We start from the raw sequence: 17,064 nt of genomic DNA, 5'->3' as shown, positions 1-17,064 counted from the left end.
CGAAGGAAGACAGCCGTGAGCTTCTCTCGCCTTGCCGGCATCGCCGGCATGGGTTTCGTCGTCATCCTCATCGTGGCGAACCTGCTGCTGACCACGGCGGGCTTTCCCACCCCGTCCGAAATCGCGTCCCCCGACGAGATCACCACGGTCATCGCCACCGGAGCCGGGTCACTGCGCCTGGCCTCGGCACTGCTGCCGATGGCCTGGTTGCTGGCCACGATCTTCGCCGTCGGGGTGTGCGTCTGCCTCCGCCGCGACGAGCGGACCCGCACTGACCCGTGGTCCCTTGTCGGTCTCGCCGGAGTGCTCATGCAGTCGGTCGTGTTCACCAGCGTCGAGGCCACCCGCCTCGCACTGACCTCCGCAGCCCAGCACGACAGCGGCGTCGCAGGGCTATGGGGCCTGTACACCGCCCTGTTCGGATTCAACCAGGTCTTCCTGGCGACCGCACTGCTCGGGTTGTCCATGTTCGGCATCCGCACCGGCGCCATAGCCCGATGGCACGCCGGCACCGGCCTCCTCGCCGCAACGCTGCTCTTCGCCACCGCGACGACCAGCCCGTACGGCGTCGGCAGCGTCAACCCCCTAGCCCTACTCGGCCTCGCAGGCTGGCTCCTCTGGCTGATATGGATCGTGGCGTACAGCATCATCCTGATCCGACGTCCACCCGAGCCAGCCGTTACGCCCGGTAGACCCGACACGGCTGCCGCATCAACCAGCACGTAGCAACGCCCAAATTGGGCATCCGCAACTAGCCGCGATCCGAGCGGCGGCGTACTTCAGCAGTCTGGGCTCGCAGCCTACTTCGGGGTGTCGGCGAGGGTTTTGGTGAGTAGCTGCCGCGCGTTAGTGGCCCAGCGGATCGCGGTGCCTCCACTGAAGCCGAAGACCGCTGCCAGGTGCAGCGGGTCCCCGCCGGCTGTGTCCGGCCCACCGGCCCCAACACCCGCCAACGCATCCGCGCCTGCCTACGCAAAGCCATCAACGACGCCCTCGCCGACGAACTCATCGTCGGCACCAACCCCGCCGCGCTGGTCAAGGTCCCCGGCGAAGCCGCCCGCCCCATGATCTGGGAAGACGAACGCGTCCAACAGTGGAAGGCAACCGGCAAGGTCCCCGGACCGGTAATGGTCTGGATCGACGACCAGATCACGGCATTCCTCGACTACGCCGCCATCCACGCACCGGACCTGTTCCCCATGTGGCACTACATGGCCTACCGCGGACCCCGCCGCGGTGAAGCCTGCGGGCTACGCGACAGCGAAGTCCGACTGCACCGCCGAGAAACCACCATCAACAACCAGATCGCCACCCACGGCTACACCCCCGTCCAAAAAGCCCCCAAGAGCCAAGCCGGCAACCGCGACGTCGCCCTCGACGCCGACACCGTCAAGGTCCTCACCGCTTACAGAGCCCTCCGCGCCAAGTGGCGTCTGGCTGCCGGCGACGCGTGGCCCAACACCGGGCTGTTCTTCGTCCGTCCCGACGGCCATCCTTGGCATCCCAACGCCGTGACCCAACGTTTCCGGCGGCTCGTCCGCAAGGCCGGCTTGCCGCCAATCCGGCTGCACGACCTGCGACACAGTGCCGCTACCCTGGCCCTCGACGCCGGCGTCGACATTAAAGTCGTCTCCGAACAACTCGGCCACTCCACCACCACCCTCACCCGCGACACCTACCAAAGCGTCAGCAAACAACTCCACCGCGAAGCCGCCGACGCCGTCGCCAACAAGATCAAGAAGAGGCGTTTCACAGCGGCGTGAAATGCCCATCCGAGCAGTGACCAGCGGTCGGCGGTACAGCACTTACGCACGTCCAGCCACTCGGGACGAGGCACGGGTCCAGATCTGAGAATCAGCTGCCGCCGGCTACCTGCTCGGGAATGAGCATCACGCAGTAGGGCTGACTCGCCCTGATGAGGGGAACCGATCGGGGCGAGCGTTCATCTCACACCAAAATGGTCGCTATTCCGAAGTGTCTGATCCGCGGCCCCTCCGGTGGCCGCCCAGGGAGGCCTCACCCATCCCCGGTGCTGTTGCGCAATCCCCCGGTCAGCATCAGTAGCCCAGCCGCAAGCGCTGCAGGATCTCCAGGACGGGGGCGCCGTAGGGCGACATGTACCTGTCCGACGCCAGCGAGTTCAAGCCGCAGGTGCGGAAGAAGGCGATGTGCTCGCTGACATCGTCCGCGCGGCGCTCCTGAGGCATGAGTACCAGGAACGACAGGCCTGCAGCGTGGGCACCTTCGGCGACGCGGCGCATGAGGGCTCGACCGGCGCCCTTGCGTTGATGCTCGGGCGCCACCGCGATGGCGAAGATGAAGGAGCCTTTTCCATCCTGGTCGTCAGATTTAGCGGGCATCAGGGGGCTAGGTCTGGCTGCACTGACCTACCGCGCGGTCTCGGAGCGCGATAGGTCGGTGCAGTGTGCAACGGTGGCGTCGTCAGGGATCGGAGCATCGGGGCCTTCGGCGGTGGGGGCTTCGGCCTGCCGGACGCGGCGGATGACGTCGGCCGGCCCGTTGGCGTTGAGCAGTTCCAGTAGTCCGGGCCAGTCGGTAAGGCCGTATGGGCTGACGATGCGGCTGGCGCCATTACTGAGGAGCGCGACGCCGTTCAGGTCATGGAGGGGCCGGCTGCCTGTTACCGCTTCCTCCGCCGCGTGGGGATCATCTTTGGCGATCCAGTAGCCGCCCGGTTGGTTCCGGCGAGCGCGCAGTGCTTCGACGCAGGAGTCTCGGATGCGCTCGTACTCCGGCGTTCCCCTTGGAACGCCATCTAATGGCACGGAGCAGACGCGTCTGGTGGTGATTTCACGTTCGTCGGTGATGACCTGGGCGCCGCCGATGACCTGGTCGAGGACGAGGAAGGAGTCCGCGAGCAAGAGATAGTCCAGGGCGCCCCGGTGGGCACGGACAATCACCACGGTCGCCTGTGGGCTGCTGGGGTTCGTGATGTCGCAAGTGCCGCGGTGATCTGCGGCTATCTCGCCGATCGTGGTGGCGAGGATCGCCGCGAGACCTCGCCCGTCGTCACGCGACAGCTGGCCGAGCAGTGCGCCGCCGAGACGGTGCGTATACCAGGCGACACCATGAGAGCAGATCGACTCGGTTCCCGGGATGCCGGCGCCGTCTAGCAGCACAGCAGCGCCGGGAACAGCGCCGATGAAGTCCTCGTTCGACTGGCCGGCCCAACCGACGCTCGTCGCCATGCTGATGCGCATTCACTGGCTCCTAGGGTCAGGGACAGCAGGGATGACGCCTGACGCCCTCTGCGGATCGGCCTTGCAGGTGACGTGCCCGCCTGCTCACGGTGTCCGTCGTGACGGTGCTGGTCCGGTGGCTGTGCAACGGCCGGCGTCGGCGTGAGGTGGGGCTCCGGGTAAGACAGCAGTCGACCACAACCCATGTCCCAACAGGGAGCCTCGATGCTGTCTTACCCTGCGGCGATTCCGCTGTCCACCCGCACCCTGAACCACCTCGCGAACCTGATTCGTAGTCGTCGCGACGAACGTCGCTGCAGGTGGCGGCGACTCGATCCGGGCCGGCAGGCGTTACTGGCCCTGGCGCATCTGCGCAACGGCGACACCTATGCCAGGCTCGCCGCCGGGTTCGAGATCGGCACGAGCACCGCGTGGCGGTACGTACGCGAGGCCGTCGACCTACTCGCCGCGCATGCCGAAAACCTGACCGAGGCCACCCGCCGCGCCGCGCGGCTGGCCTACGCGATCCTCGACGGCACCCTGATCCCGATCGACCGGGTCGCCGACCAGAAGCCCTACTACTCCGGAAAGCACAAACGACACGGTGTGAACGTGCAGGCCATCGCCGACCCGGGGCGGACGTCTCGTTTGGGCCTCATCCGCTCAGCCCGGCGCGACCCACGACCTGACCGCCGCTCGGGCAGCAGGCATCGGCGCGTTGAGCAGCGTGAACGTGCTGACCTTCGCCGATAAGGGCTACCAAGGCGCGGGCGGCGCGGTCCACACCCCGTTCAAACGGCACCGCCACCGACCGCAGCTATCCCAACGTCAGAGAGCGGTGAACCGGTCCCACGCCGGGATCCGTGCCCTCGGCGAACGCGCCATCGCCACCCTCAAAACCTGGAAGAGCCTAACCAAGCTGCGGTGCTGCCCACGCCGCGCCACCGCGATTGTGCAGGCCATCCTCGTGCTGCACCACGTCGACCGCTACCCACAATGAAAAGGGCTCAAGGCGTGGTTGTCACCGTGGCCGGGCGGCACCGTAGACCCGTAATCGCCGTAGCTGAAGTCAGCGATGACACCGCCAATGACTCTGTGGACGCGCTCGACGCCCGACTCCACGGCCACCCAACACCGCAGACCCTCAGGGTCACAGTCAAGTTCTGCAGCGTTCAGGATGTCCGCCAACGCGTCCAGGTCGGCTGGGGTCGGCTGCCGCACCTCGATCACCCGGCCACCGTACCGAATCCCCCCAACTTTGCTCTTCGCCTGAAGCAGCTTCCGAGCGGGACTAGTCACCTTCCTGAGACCCCGGCATCCGGTCGGCCGATCACCGTCGCTGATCAGCCCCGGCACACTCGCATAGGTGAAGCCCCTGACTCCCGCGCAGACGCTCGCACTCACCACCGCCGCAGTCGTCGGCATGGCGATCTGCGGGGCAAACATCGGCGATGACGAGCCGGCCGCCGAGAGTCAGCCTCAACTGTCCGCGTCGGCTCAGGTACAGCGCATCACCACCACAAACGCCAGCCCCAACAGCCCCGTGCCGATGCCGCAGCCCACCGTCGTCGCCGTAGCGCCCACCAGTACGGCACCGGCCCGAGAACCGGCACCCAAGCCGTCGCGCACCAGCAGTCCATCCAAACGCCGTACTACAGAAACTGCGACGCAGTACGAGACGCCGGAGCCGACCCCATTACCCGGGTGAGCCCGGCTTCCGGCCTGAGCTGGACGGGGACGGGGACGGGGAGGCGTGCGAACCGGACGGCGGCAACGGCGACACCGGTTCCGCCCCAGACGGCGACGTGTACTACGCCAACTGCACAGAGGTTCGGGAGGCAGGCGCCGATCCGATCCACAAGGGCGACCCAGGCTACTCGCGGAAACTGGACCGGGACGGCGACGGCGTCGGCTGCGAGTAGCGCCATGGCGCGACCCAAGCCCCCACCTCAAAGATCGTCGAAGCTTCCTTCAGCTACACGCATGGGGTCATGCGCTCGGGCCGGGTTGTTGATTGATACTCCAAGGGGTCAGGCCCGGTAAGCGGCGCTTGGCTCCGTGCTTTCACCGGCACGACTTCGCATTGACGCCGCGGCCGTGCGAGCCCTTCGCTACCGAGACGAAGCGGCCGTCGAGGGTCACCACCGGTGACGAGGCGCTGCTCACCCCACCGACAGTACGGGGATCACCGGCACCGCGCCGAGCTGGTCCGGCGGTGGGTGGGTGGCCTCGTGCCGCAGCGGCAGCGACCAGCAGATTCGAGATTTGCCCGCCGGGACTTACAAGCTGGTGGTATCAGGGCGAGCCGGAACCTACGCCTTCAACAGCATGTGGGAGGTTCCTGCCCCCCAGTCGTTCACCTTAGCGGCCCCCTATTCAATCTCCAACGGCGTGCCGACTACCGGCGCCGGCAACCTCGAGACCGCAGCGTCGATCGACGAATACACCCTCGTCACGACCACAACCAAGACCTGGTACATGGACTGGGGAACATGCCAAAACAGCTTCTACTTCAACTGGGAGCTACGCACCGAGGCCGGCTCGAAGTTCACCAACGGCATGTGCAACGACCAACAGATTAAGGACTTGCCCGCCGGAACATACAAACTGGTCGTATCCGGGCAAGGAGGAACCTACGCTCTCAACAATATCTCCTGACGTGAGATTTTGATCCTGCTGCGTCCCGGGAGGGTGATGGCCGTATGCGACAACGCGGTCATCACCCTCCAACTTAAGCGCTCGACTTGACTGCGAGGTGCGGTATGCCCTCCCCTGCCGAGGCGATGCACGACGAAGTTCGCATAGCTTTGTGCGCAATGGCGGTGGCAAGGGCAAAGCGCCGGACGGTATCTCTGGCCAAGCCGAGGTGTCGCTGACCTCTCGGCTCCTATGTTCCTCGGCGACCAAGGCATGAGCTATTGGTAGCGGCGCCGGCTCGGGCCATCAGCAGGCCCTCCTCCGCCCGGTCGGACCAGGTGTCGCCAACGTTAGGCCAGGTCCTCCGTGACGCCGGCCCGACTGCGACTGCGGGGAGGGTTCAGGCAGTGGTCGTGACGGGCGGTGGTCTGCTCGACGATTTCGACGAGGTCGCGCCACATGTGCCACTAGCCGCCGAGCTCGGCGTGTGCTACGCGCCGATGGGGGCGCCTTCGGCGTAGACGTTGGCGCGATCGCGGCAGATGACCTGCATCGGTGGCGTGTTATCCGCGCCTGGCGACGGACGGCGCGTCGCGCGCGGTAGGACGTCGACCACCGAGCGGTCCTAGACATCGACTAGCACCGTGCACACCGATGCCCGTGAGCGGAGCAAGATCATCCACGCCTAAGGCGTTGCGCGTTCCGACTGGCGCCTTCGCCACAGCCGGTTGCCGAGCCGAGGCCCGTAGCGGCTGTGGACCCTCCGAGCCCGGCAACCACAACCAGCACAAGCCGCCCTCTGAGTAAACGCATGAGCCCAAATCCCGCAGGGCCCAGCCCCTGCCGTTCCACTCGGTCAACCACGACAGGCGCCAAATAAGGCAGAAGCGCCATAAGTTCAGCTGATCGCAGGAGGCCCCACAACGTGCATCCGGACCATCGAACGGGTCGGCCCCAATCACCGAAGGACGGCCAGATCCGAATGTTGAGTCGGCGTTGACAGCCCTCTACTACCGGCAGGTTGACAAGAGAGGTGCCGTTAGAACGACACGCCCGCCCGAAGGGCTATCCGCGCCCATGAACCGAGGAGTGTGTTTAATGCATAGTGGCATGACTTCCGTCGACACACCGTAAGGGTGGCGCGATGCCTGCGCGTTGCGGCTACCCTTCCGAGCTGACCGTTGCCCATCCGGCGCTGATCGAGGCTGTTGCCGGAAGCCAACCCACAGAAGCTGGGCGCGGGGAGCGCCTTCGGCGCAAGATGTCAACGCGGTTCCGTATGTCATACGGTCCGGTTATCTGCAGCGGTACCCGCCGCTGACATGCCGCGTTAGGAGACGATTACTGGCACTTGGCCCGGTGGGACGAAGCCAGCGTAAGAGTGAAGCTCATGGCGACGCCTCAACCGCGATCTATCGTTGTGCGCGAATCGCCGTTTAGATGCCCCAAACAGTGTCGGATTTAGAACCCACCCTCCGGAAGGAGATTCCTGGTGCCCCTCCATCACAACAATAGATTCACCCCACAGAGCCTACTCTCCGCATCTCCGAAGCGAGCCGCCCTAATGCTCCGCCTTCTGACGGATCAAGGGGAAATCGTGGTGTTGCAGGACTCGCACAATAGCGAATTCATGAGGCCGCCGGCGCTGCAACCCAGTCGGGAACGAAACGTTCTTTCTTTGTCTCGGAACGGAAAGCTCGTACTGGGCTCCCAGTACTACTCCGAGCGAGCGACCGTCTGGATCCATGACCTTGCATCTGGCCAAGAAAAGTCATTCGACCTCGACGGCGCGGGGCCGGTTGTGCATGCTGCGGCCACCATCAACGGCCGCCTGATATCAGTGCTGTCAGAACAGGCAGATCCAGACGATCCAGATGTTTCGGTAATATCTGTGCACTTGATTGAGGTAGAACAGGGGCACGAGTCAGTCCTCTTTACTTCACCGGGCGGAGCGAGCGCCGAGACAAGCCTCGGGCTCTCACCCAGTCAGCGCTTTATTGCTGCTACCTACGAAGCGTCACTCGAAGACGAACCGGAAGAGGGAGAATTGCGGCTCGTAATTCTCAGTAGCGAGGGCGAGCGGCTACAAAGCCTTCATGCATGCGCAGTGCCAGGCGGAAACACGGCCTGGGTCAGCGACACTGAAGTTTGCTTCGTAGGGGAGGTATTCAACCACGATGGTAAAGAAGTCTTAAGTGTTCTCGACGTCCTGTCGGGACAATCGAGAGAGCTAGCCGCCGTGGCAGATCGACCTCGTGCCCGAATCGGCGAATGGTTCATAGTCAATGAGCCAGAGCCATCGGGGGGAGGGCCTTCGCTTGCAATATCACAGTTGAGTCAAGACGAACGACAGCCGTTCCTTGAGATCCCTGCGCCGTGCATGATTGTTGCGATTGAGGTTGCCGACATGACGTAACCAATTCATGAATGCTGAAGGCCCCAGTCTTCTTCGGCCGCGAGACGGAGCGGTGAACCGGACTAAGATGTACCGGCTCATCGCTGCGGAGAAGACCAGCTACCCGTCCCTGCGCTCTGCCGGGTTCTCCGCATCGGCTACAGCGCCTTCTATCAGTGGCTGCGGGCACATCGCCCAGCGTGCCGCTGCGGGAACACCACGACCAGGCACGTCTCGAGATCACCAAGCGGGCTTGGTCGGAGCACCGTGGTGTCTACGGCCCCCGGCGACTCACCGCCCGAGCTGCACGAGCGGGGCCACCGGTGGAACCGCAAGGCGGTTGCCCGGCTGATGCGCCTGGCCGGGATCGAGGGCGCCCACCGCCGGCGGCGCGGCAAGCCCCCGTAGCGGCGCCCCCACCGCGACCCCACCGCATGTGATTCATCGGCAGTTCACCGCGACCGCACCCAATCGTTTGTGAGTCGCCGACGTTTCTGACTGCGCACCGCACTGGTCATCGACGCCTGCTCCCGCCGAGTCATCGGGTGGGCGATGGTCGGTCACCTGCGCACAGAGCCAATCCTCGACACGGTCGGCATGGCCACACAGCGCCGCCCACCCGGAGCGTCAGGTTAGAAGGACGCGTCGAGCCGACTGAAGTAGGGCCTGAGCACGACTTTTACGCCTGTTCTGCTGATCTTCGGCAAGCGAGCACAGCAACGCCCGTGTGCTACCCACTAATATGAATACCTAATAGGAACCCGCAGGTAGTGAGCCTCTGGATACAGATAGAGCATCGTCTTAGGAGTCTCCATGTGACTCGCGTTGATCTTGGTGGGCAGGGTGAAGTGGTCGGCGCGATGGGTTTGCGTCGGCGGGGAGCGGTCTGGTTCAGGCTGCGGCGCGGATCGTTGGTGCCGGGCGGATAAAGGTCTTGCGGTCACGGACAAGGGCCCAGAGAACGTCGACGCGTCGTCGGGCGAGGGCGAGAATGGCTTGCCGGTGGTTCTTACCTTCGGCGCGTTTCTTTTCGTAGTAGGCACGCGACGTGGGGCATTCTCGGGCGGCGGTGAAGGCGGCCATCCACAGAATGTGCCGCAGTCTCCGGTGAAAGCGACGAGGCGGGCGATGGTTGCCGGAGACCGTTCCGGAGTCGCGGGAGACAGGTGCCAGGCCGGCGTGGGCGGCGAGTTTCGCGGGGCTGTCGTACTCGGTCATGCCGGTGGTGTGCACCAGCAGTTCGGCGGTGAGCAGGGGTCCCATGCCGGGCAGACTTCCGATGATCGGCGCGAGTGGTTGCTGGTCGAGCTGGTCGGCAATGAGGTCGTCGACGGCAGCGATGCGTTGGTCGAGGGCGAGGATCTCGGTGGCCATCTGCCCGACCACCACGGCGGCGGCGCGTTGCCCGGGCAGATTCACGGTCTGCTGCCGGGCGGCGGCGACCATCGCTTCGGCGACCTGGATGGCGTTCTTGAGGTGGCCGCGGCGGAGCAGGGCGTGATGCGGTCGACGCCGGCGTGCCGGATCGCGGCCGGTGTCTGCCAGCAGGCGAGGACCATCATCGGGGCTTTGCGGTTCAGGTTCACGGCCCGTTCCAGGGCGGGGCTGATGCCGGTGAGGAGTTCCTGCAACCGGAACAGGGTGGCGACGCGTTCGCCGACGAGGTCGGCGCGGTAGCTGGTCAGGACGGTGAGTTCGGCGAGGAGCCGGTCGGAGGGTTCCAGGATCGGAATGTTCGGGCGCATGCGGATGGTCTGAGCGATGACCACCGCGTCGCGGGCGTCGGTCTTGTTCTCTCCGGCGAACGCGGCGGCCATGTGGAACGCGACGGTGCCGGAGACGTAGCGGACCTGGACCTGCCGGCGCCACAGCAGCGCCGACAGGCCGGTGGTGACGTCGACCGCCCAGCAGACCGGCCGACCGTGCGTCGACACCTCCGCCATGACCGTCAGCAGGGCGGTCGCGTCGTTGGCGACCCGGCGGGAGTAGACCACCCGGCCGTCGCCGTCGACGGCCGCGACGTGGTGGTGCGTCTTGCCGATGTCCACACCGATCCACAGCTTCGCCACCGTCGTGCTCTCCTTCGTCGGTCGGTTTGCTTGAATGTGCCTCGTCGGAGTTCGGATTTGCCGGCACCTTCTACGGATGCGAACGCGAGTCGCGGATCTCCATCAGCGGTCTACCGAATCTCGCAGACGACGAAGCGGCGGGTGGCATCTCCTACCGTCAGCCAAACGATCTCGACGAAACACACGAAGCCATACCCACCGCTCCCGGGCATCAGGGTCTACGGCCACCAGGGCCGCGCCCGTTCAACCAGCCCGCCCGCGAGGCGGGAAAGTGGGTGGGCACCTCGAGGCTCAGCCACGATCACGGCGGAACACACACAGCCATCCCCACTCTCCGCCCTGCGGGCGCGGCAACCTCGAGCCTGCCGCCGTCGCCGGCCGGCACCCCGGACACGATGTGCGAGACCTGCCCGGCATGAGCGCTTCCACTGAGCGCGGGGCAGGCGTACGGCAGGGTGGCCCATGACGGCTGGTCGCCGGCCGCCGTTCCGAGACCGGCCTGATTCCTACGCCAACCGTCAAGGCAGCGACTTGAATAGCGGTGTGCAGGTCAACAAGGACGGGCGGGACTGGCACGTCGGCGCCGCCGCCGACGTGGGCTGGATCGCCGGTCACACCACTGCCGGCGTCTCGATCACCACCGCCATCCCGCCGGTCTTCGACGCCTACGCCACCACGTACCAGACCGACGACGTCACCACCGCCGCCTACGAGCACGCCCTCATCGAGCACCTCACCACGCACACGCCCGACCAGCCCTGGTGGCTGGCCTACCTCGACACCGGCGCCCACGACGTCGTCTTCCCCCACGCCCCGAGGGTGTTCCTCTACTGGAACTGGCCCTACGTGCTGGTCCAGGCTGGCCCCGAGCAAGCCCTCACCTGGCGCACCGGTGGGCACATCCGCGACCCGTACGGCGCGCTACCCGACCTGTTCTTCCCCGCCGACCGGTCATGGCTGGTCTCCGCGCTGTGGGACGACACCTGGACCTGCCTCGGCGGCCCGGCACCACTGATCCACACCCTGGAGCGCGACCCCGTGGCCAACGCCCGCCAGGTCCAACCCGGCGAGGACGCGCTGCCACCGGGGCTGACCCGCGAGTGACGACCCCCGCCCCCCGGGCAGCAGTCACCCTACGATCATGGCTAACGCCCCCACTTCTCGGCAGGACGGCAGCCGCTGGTCGGTTTGCCGTAGATCCGCTTCCCGTCCGGGCCCGTATAGCAGTGCTCGAGTTGGTCTTCGGCCTGGAACAGCGGACGCCTGTCGATCTCCGTCCCGTGGGCGTCGTAGCTGACCAGTTCAGGGTCGTTGTCGGCCTTGAGTCGGGAGTCGCTGGTCATCAGGCCGAACGCGCCTTCGGAAAGTCGTGCTGTGGTGGTGTGGCCGTCACCGTGATCGAGCACGAGCCGGTGGACGCGGCTGCTGACCCGGCCGCTGACGCTGACGTCCCCGCCGTCGGCCTCGGTGGAGGTCAGCAGCAGCCGCTGCACCGGCCCGGGCAGCCATTCACCGTGCGGCCACGGCTCGGTGGCGCCTCCGCCGGACTCCCGGGCCGTTCCCGCCCCTTCCACGTCGCAGGTGGCGTAGCCGACGTCGTTCATGAACAACACCAGCGCGCGGTCACCTCGTTCCGTGGCCACCGCGAGGTCGGCCAGGGACACCGGGACGGGTCGCTTTTCCGGGTCTTGGCGGCTCTGCCGTTGCGGGGAGTTCCATTGCAGGCACCGCTCGGCCGCATCCTGCAGCGTCGGCGACAGCTCCCCGGCCCCCATGGCCAATACCTGCACGGCCGAGCGCTCCGGCCGGTCCCACACCACCGCCGCGGCACCAGATGCCACGGCCAGCAGTACCGCCACGGCCACGGCGATCCTCAGTCGGGGAGTACGCGCCGGAGGCGGGGTCGCGAAGCCGAGGATCCGGGCCCGCATCGCGAGCGCCGCCTCCGGCGGCAGGTCCCGCTCCGCGGGCAGGTCGAGAATGTTGTTCACCGTTTCTCCTCCAGAAGCTCCTCGGGCAGCAGGCGGGTCAGGCGGCTGCGCGCGCGACTCACCCTCGACCGCACCGCCACCTCGCTGATGCCCAATACGGCTGCCGCGTCCGGGTACGACACGCCGGACCACAGGCACAAGGCCACCGCTTCCCGCTCGGCCGGTGACAGCCGGCGGACCACCGCGAGGACCTCGGTCATCCGCCGCTCGTCATCGAGCCGCGCGGAAACCTCGTCCGCGAGGTCACCATCGACGTACCGCTCCGCCGGTAGACGCCGTAGCAGCGCCAACCACCGGCGCGCCGACCGCCACTCCGAGCGGACCGCATTCGTCGCGACGACCAGCAACCACGGCAGCGCCGAGCCCTCCACCAGACGGGCGTCATGCCGGCGGCGCCACGCGACCAGGAACGTCGCCTGGGTGACGTCCTCGGCCGTCGACCACGACCCGGTCAACCGGAACGCGTGGTTGTAGACCGGGCGGGAGTACCGGTCGAAGAGCCGACCGAAAGCCGTCTCGTCACCGGCGACGATCGAAGACCACAGTTCCTCGTCCGACGGCCGTACCTGATGCCTCACACCACACTATGGCCGCCCACGCCGACTCTGTTGCAGCTCACGGTCCACCTGTTGAACGAGCGCGGCGGCCAGCCGAGGCGCGGGCCCCGCCGTGGACGTATCCCGCCGTGCCGACGGCGAAGATCGCGGCAGCGGTCAACCAGGATGCCGCCGTGGTGGAGGGCTGGATTGGCCAAGCCCAAGCCGCAACGACGACACCGGTATGGCGTGGGGCGGCGGCGTAGACGGCGCACACGTAGACGAAGGCGGGCAGCCACGCCAGCCGCACGCCGAGCAGCACCGCCCCGCCGGCGACCAGTCCGATACAACCGAGAGCATTGCGAACCAGTTCTTGAGCGCCGTACGTGTCGGGCGCTCGCAACCCGGCCAGGCTGAGCGCCATGGCGGTAACGAGGGCGGCGACAAGAAGGTGACCGGCTCGCCAGGCCCGCCACGGCAGGGGTGTGCTGCGTTCGAGGTCCTCATCGGCGCTGGCGAGGGTGGGCCCGAGCAGTAGTGCGGCCAGCAGCGGTGCGAGTGCGACCACGGGGACGCGGGCGGCGGGTCCGTCGAAGTAGGGCCTGCTGGCGAGCCACGTTCCGGCGGCCCAGGCCAGCAGCGCGATGACGCCGACGCCGACTAGGAACGTGGACGCTCCCCGGGAGCGCAGGTGCAGCGTGAGCAGGTGGCTGGTCACGGCTGTTCGCCGAGGCGAATCAGTGCCAGGATGTCGCATCGGTGGGCGGCGTCGAGGTAAGCGGCGAACCAGGTGCGCTGCGCTGGCTCTGGCAGTGCGCGGAGCCTGGTGAGGGGCTCGTTGTCGGCGGTCGCTGCCTCGTCGAGCATCCAGTCGGTGGCCAGGGTGTCGGTCCGGTAGACCCGCTGGTCGATTTCGCGAACCCCGAGGGGGTCTTCGCATCTGGCGCGGGTCACCTGCCGGAAGTCCGCCCGCAGGCTCTTCCGGCTGGCCAGGCCGCCTAGCGCGGTGGACTGGTAGTCGAGGTTGAGCCAGACCGTGTCGTCGTCCCGTTCGATGGACTGGCCAGCCGGCTGGGCAGACTGGTCAGCGGCTCGTCGGGGCGCTCCGGGTATCCCGTCGAGACGGGCCAGGATGGGCTGCACAACCTCGGTGACGTCGTCGATCAGAAAGGCGTTGATCCGGGACAGGCACACCTGCGGGCCGCTGCTCGTGCACACCAACGTCACGGCGGCCGGGTCGGCCGGGAGGCGGTAGGTGCCCGGTCCGGTGATGATCGGCACGATGACGGCGACGGCGAGTGCGCCGGCCAGCAGGGCTGTGCGCCGCTGCCGCGCGGCGGCGGCCAGCAGCAGGACCGTCAGGGCCACCAGCCAGGCTGCCTGCAATGCGGTGACCCGTCCGGGGACGAGTGAGTACACTGCCCAGCCGCCGTAGATCGGCGAGAGCCACGCGGCGGGCGTGCCGTCCCAGTAGGTGATGATGGCCAGGCCGAGGTAGGTGGCGAGGCCGGCGATCGGGGCGGCCGCCCGCAGCGGCACGAGCCGCCCGACGAGGACGCCGACCGCGCCGGCGGCGGCCAGAGCGAGGACACCGACGGCCATCGTCCACCACCAGCCTCCGCCGGTGTAGGTCGCGACCCGGGCGACCAGCACCGCCGCTCCAGCGAACGCGACCAGCAGTCCGACGGCACCGGCCACGGTGACGGCGAGCCAGGCCACCACCAGTGGTTGCCAGCCCGGGCGGGGGGTGGAGCCGGTCAGCTCGTCGATGTCGCGCCGCCGTTCCCGGCCGGACTGCCACGCCCCGGCAGCGATCATGAGGGCGCACAGGATCAGCATCGACACCCGCAGGTAGTTGGCGAGACCCGCCCACCGGCCGGCCCAGTCGTCCGGGTGCACGGCCAGCATCCACACGCCGGCGCCGAACATCGCCACCGCGGCGAGAGGCGCCGTGCCGCGGCGTAGCTCCACCCTCAGCGCGCGCCTCACCGCGGTGCCGTCCGCGCGCCGCGCAGAACCGCCGTGTAGCCCCGTTCGATCGGGGAGTCGCCGCTCTCGCCGTCCCCGCCGGCCGCGATCAGCTCAGCGGGAAGGCCGGTGAAGACCAGCCGCCCCCCGTCGAGCAGGTTCACCCGGGCACACGCCGCCACAATGTCCTCGACCAGGTGCGTGCTGACCAGGACAACGGCATCCAGGCCCAGCTCCCGCAGCAGCGCCCGGAACTGCACCCGCTGCTCCGGGTCCAAGCCGGCGGTCGGCTCGTCCAACAGCAGCAGCCGAGGGTCGTTCACGATGGCTTGGGCGATGCCGGCGCGGCGCAGCATCCCGCCGGAGAGGTACTTCATCCGGTCGTCGGCGCGCTCCAGCAGGCCGACCCGCTCGATCGCCCGGTCCACCGCCAGCGGGATCCGCGCCGGTGGCATCTCCTTCAGCCAGGCGAAGTACTCGATGAACTCCCTGACGGTGAAGCGCGGGTAGAAGCCGAACGCCTGGGGCAGGTACCCCAGCTGGCGGCGCGCCTGCCGCAGCGCCGCGGGGTCGCCGATGTGGTGGCCCAGGAGCCGGACGTCACCCCGGTCGGGGCGCAGCACCGTGGCCAGGACCCGCATCAGGGTGGTCTTGCCGGCGCCGTTCGGGCCGAGCAACCCGTGCACGCCCACCCCCAGCTCGAGGTCCAGGTCGTCGAAGACGACTCGCTTGCCGTAGCTGACCCGCAGGCCGTCGACGCTCACCGTCGTCATGCCGGTTGCCTTCCCACCCGTTCCCGACGCACATACACCACCGCCGCGGCCACCGCGGTGACGCCCAGCCATCCCGGCCCGCTCGACATCAGAACCGCCACACCGCCGACCGGCGGTGCCAGCACCACCACCGCCCACGCCCCCGCCACCACGAGCGCGGCGTACGCGGGCTCGACCAACGAGCCGAGCGCCAACGTCAGCACGGTCAACGCGACGCAGGGCAGCAGCCACAACCCCGGCGTACCGATGCCCGTCACCGCGCCGGCCAGGACCGCGACGGGCGCCGCGACTGCGAGGACCGCCAGCGTGCGCCACAGAACGATCCGCAGGCCGCCCTGCGGTGTCCCCGCAATCAGCTCGTGCAACGGATCAGTTCGCGGCCCGTACGACAGGGCCGTACCGACAGCGGGCAGGGCCGGCGCGATCAGCAGGAGCAACCACGGCGGAACCACCGTCGGACTTACCGCCAACCCCGCGGTGAGCACCCCGGTGACGGCCACCGACAGCAACCACGCCGCACGCGCCGCGGGCCCCGCACCCACCAACACCCTGATTCGCCGCCACCCGGTCGCCCGCCGCACCCGCCCCTGCGTCGGCAACCGGCTGCCCAGCGATACCGCGACCGCCTCCACCACCAGAGCTGTGGACGCGTCCGGTGCGATACTCGTCCGGCAGGCCGCACAGCGGTCGAGGTGCGCCTCCACCGACCACGCGTCAACGTCAGCGAGGCGCCCCTCGACGTACGCCGTCAATGGCTCAGCGTCGATGTGGAACCCGGTCACGACAGGGCCTCCCTCAACTCGCGGCGCGCCCGCATCGCCCGGGTCTTCACCGTGCCCTCCGGCACACCCAGCAACACCGCGGCCTCCCGCACCGTCAGGCCGTCCAGCACCGTTGCCTGCAACACCGCCCGCAACTCCGGAGCCAGCCGGTGCAGCGCATGCTCCAACTCGGCGTCGTACGCACCGGCCAAAACCTCGTCCTCCGCCGACGGAGACCACGCCAACACGTCGTCACCCGGCACCCCCACACTCTGCGGACGGACCAACGCACGCCGCCGCGCGTCAATCAACCGACCGGTCGCCACCGACCACAGCCAGCCCACCGCCGCACCGTCCCCGCGGTAGCCGGCCGCGGCCCGCCACACCGTCAGGAACGTTTCCTGCACCACCTCCCGGACCAACTCCGGATCCCGGCACCGGCGGCGCAGACGCAGCACCAACCACGGCGCGTTACGCGCATACAGCACGTCGAACGCCCTGCGGTCACCCTCTCCGACGAGGCGCAACAACTCCTCGTCGTCCACGTCCATCACGCAAGGTTAGGACGCATCACTCGGCGAAACGGTTCTCTCCACCGCGCCACACGCAACGCGGACACCGATGACGGTCTCCGTTCTCTACGCTGCTCCCATGGCAGCGTGTCCCGAGCTGACCAGGCCGGTCCCCCACGCGGGGTCCGGTCACGGTCTCTCCGGGGCAACCCCGGGGACGCG

General features: G+C 67.8%; 17 protein-coding genes and 2 pseudogenes. 9 read left to right on the top strand and 10 right to left on the bottom strand.

The genetic code is table 11. The features are described from left to right. Nucleotides 1-15 precede the first annotated feature (15 nt). Both ACTMSW_RS00200 and ACTMSW_RS00195 read left to right on the top strand, forming a co-directional pair. On the top strand, nt 16-726 hold the full coding sequence (locus tag ACTMSW_RS00200) for a hypothetical protein (protein WP_441178318.1): 711 nt from the start codon (nt 16-18) through the stop codon (nt 724-726). 173 nt (nt 727-899) lie between these two features. Then, the gene (locus tag ACTMSW_RS00195) at nt 900-1,763 is read left to right on the top strand and encodes a site-specific integrase (RefSeq protein WP_441178317.1); all 864 of its coding nucleotides are present in this window, start codon (nt 900-902) and stop codon (nt 1,761-1,763) included. 294 nt (nt 1,764-2,057) lie between these two features. On the opposite strand, the gene ACTMSW_RS00190 is transcribed toward ACTMSW_RS00195, so the two are convergent. Further along, a complete protein-coding gene (locus tag ACTMSW_RS00190) occupies nt 2,058-2,360 on the bottom strand; it encodes a GNAT family N-acetyltransferase (RefSeq protein ID WP_441178316.1) in 303 nt (100 codons plus the stop codon). Nucleotides 2,361-2,387: 27 nt separating this feature from the next. After that, nucleotides 2,388-3,221 (bottom strand): hypothetical protein, encoded by an 834-nt coding sequence (locus ACTMSW_RS00185; RefSeq protein ID WP_441178315.1) that lies wholly within the window; start codon nt 3,219-3,221, stop codon nt 2,388-2,390. A 204-nt stretch (nt 3,222-3,425) separates the two neighbouring features. Here ACTMSW_RS00185 and ACTMSW_RS00180 point away from each other — a divergent pair. The 6 genes and pseudogenes from ACTMSW_RS00180 (at nt 3,426) to ACTMSW_RS00155 (ending at nt 8,640) form a co-directional block, all read left to right on the top strand. After that, nucleotides 3,426-4,200, top strand: a pseudogene (locus ACTMSW_RS00180) (transposase family protein). A gap of 366 nt (nt 4,201-4,566) precedes the next feature. After that, a complete protein-coding gene (locus ACTMSW_RS00175; RefSeq protein WP_441178314.1) occupies nt 4,567-4,908 on the top strand; it encodes a hypothetical protein in 342 nt (113 codons plus the stop codon). Further along, nucleotides 4,862-5,122: an excalibur calcium-binding domain-containing protein gene (locus ACTMSW_RS00170; RefSeq protein ID WP_441179029.1), complete on the top strand. Its 261-nt coding sequence runs from the start codon at nt 4,862-4,864 to the stop codon at nt 5,120-5,122. Before ACTMSW_RS00175 ends, ACTMSW_RS00170 begins: the two co-directional genes overlap by 47 nt. A 301-nt stretch (nt 5,123-5,423) precedes the next feature. After that, on the top strand, nt 5,424-5,858 hold the full coding sequence (locus ACTMSW_RS00165; RefSeq protein WP_441178313.1) for a hypothetical protein: 435 nt from the start codon (nt 5,424-5,426) through the stop codon (nt 5,856-5,858). A 1,471-nt stretch (nt 5,859-7,329) separates the two neighbouring features. Continuing rightward, nucleotides 7,330-8,253, top strand: coding sequence for a hypothetical protein (locus ACTMSW_RS00160; RefSeq protein ID WP_441178312.1), 924 nt, complete (start codon nt 7,330-7,332; stop codon nt 8,251-8,253). 249 nt (nt 8,254-8,502) lie between these two features. After that, nucleotides 8,503-8,640, top strand: coding sequence for an IS3 family transposase (locus ACTMSW_RS00155; protein ID WP_441178311.1), 138 nt, complete (start codon nt 8,503-8,505; stop codon nt 8,638-8,640). A 483-nt stretch (nt 8,641-9,123) separates the two neighbouring features. Here the strand turns inward: ACTMSW_RS00155 and ACTMSW_RS00150 are convergent. Continuing rightward, nucleotides 9,124-10,301 (bottom strand): annotated as a pseudogene (locus ACTMSW_RS00150) (IS110 family transposase). 543 nt (nt 10,302-10,844) lie between these two features. Between ACTMSW_RS00150 and ACTMSW_RS00145 the strand changes: the two are divergent. Then, the gene (locus ACTMSW_RS00145; protein WP_441178310.1) at nt 10,845-11,405 is read left to right on the top strand and encodes a hypothetical protein; all 561 of its coding nucleotides are present in this window, start codon (nt 10,845-10,847) and stop codon (nt 11,403-11,405) included. Nucleotides 11,406-11,446: 41 nt separating this feature from the next. On the opposite strand, the gene ACTMSW_RS00140 is transcribed toward ACTMSW_RS00145, so the two are convergent. The 7 genes from ACTMSW_RS00140 to ACTMSW_RS00110 are packed head-to-tail and all read right to left on the bottom strand — an operon-like array spanning nt 11,447 to nt 16,884. Further along, a complete protein-coding gene (locus ACTMSW_RS00140) occupies nt 11,447-12,292 on the bottom strand; it encodes a hypothetical protein (protein WP_441178309.1) in 846 nt (281 codons plus the stop codon). Then, nucleotides 12,289-12,870, bottom strand: coding sequence for an RNA polymerase sigma factor (locus tag ACTMSW_RS00135; RefSeq protein ID WP_441178308.1), 582 nt, complete (start codon nt 12,868-12,870; stop codon nt 12,289-12,291). Before ACTMSW_RS00135 ends, ACTMSW_RS00140 begins: the two co-directional genes overlap by 4 nt. Before the next feature lie 37 nt (nt 12,871-12,907). Then, nucleotides 12,908-13,546, bottom strand: coding sequence for a hypothetical protein (locus ACTMSW_RS00130; protein WP_441178307.1), 639 nt, complete (start codon nt 13,544-13,546; stop codon nt 12,908-12,910). Next, the gene (locus tag ACTMSW_RS00125) at nt 13,543-14,817 is read right to left on the bottom strand and encodes a hypothetical protein (RefSeq protein WP_441178306.1); all 1,275 of its coding nucleotides are present in this window, start codon (nt 14,815-14,817) and stop codon (nt 13,543-13,545) included. Before ACTMSW_RS00125 ends, ACTMSW_RS00130 begins: the two co-directional genes overlap by 4 nt. Then, nucleotides 14,814-15,569, bottom strand: coding sequence for an ABC transporter ATP-binding protein (locus tag ACTMSW_RS00120; protein WP_441178304.1), 756 nt, complete (start codon nt 15,567-15,569; stop codon nt 14,814-14,816). The genes ACTMSW_RS00125 and ACTMSW_RS00120 overlap by 4 nt, the downstream gene beginning before the upstream one ends. After that, a complete protein-coding gene (locus ACTMSW_RS00115; RefSeq protein WP_441178303.1) occupies nt 15,566-16,351 on the bottom strand; it encodes a zf-HC2 domain-containing protein in 786 nt (261 codons plus the stop codon). Before ACTMSW_RS00115 ends, ACTMSW_RS00120 begins: the two co-directional genes overlap by 4 nt. Continuing rightward, complete coding sequence (locus ACTMSW_RS00110; protein WP_441178302.1) at nt 16,348-16,884, bottom strand: RNA polymerase sigma factor; 537 nt, start codon at nt 16,882-16,884, stop codon at nt 16,348-16,350. Before ACTMSW_RS00110 ends, ACTMSW_RS00115 begins: the two co-directional genes overlap by 4 nt. Between the last annotated feature and the right edge of the window lie 180 nt (nt 16,885-17,064).

This window comes from Micromonospora sp. BQ11 (assembly GCF_052068135.1).
Classification (GTDB): Bacteria; Actinomycetota; Actinomycetes; order Mycobacteriales; family Micromonosporaceae; genus Micromonospora.
This window is presented reverse-complemented; position numbering and strand designations above follow the sequence as displayed.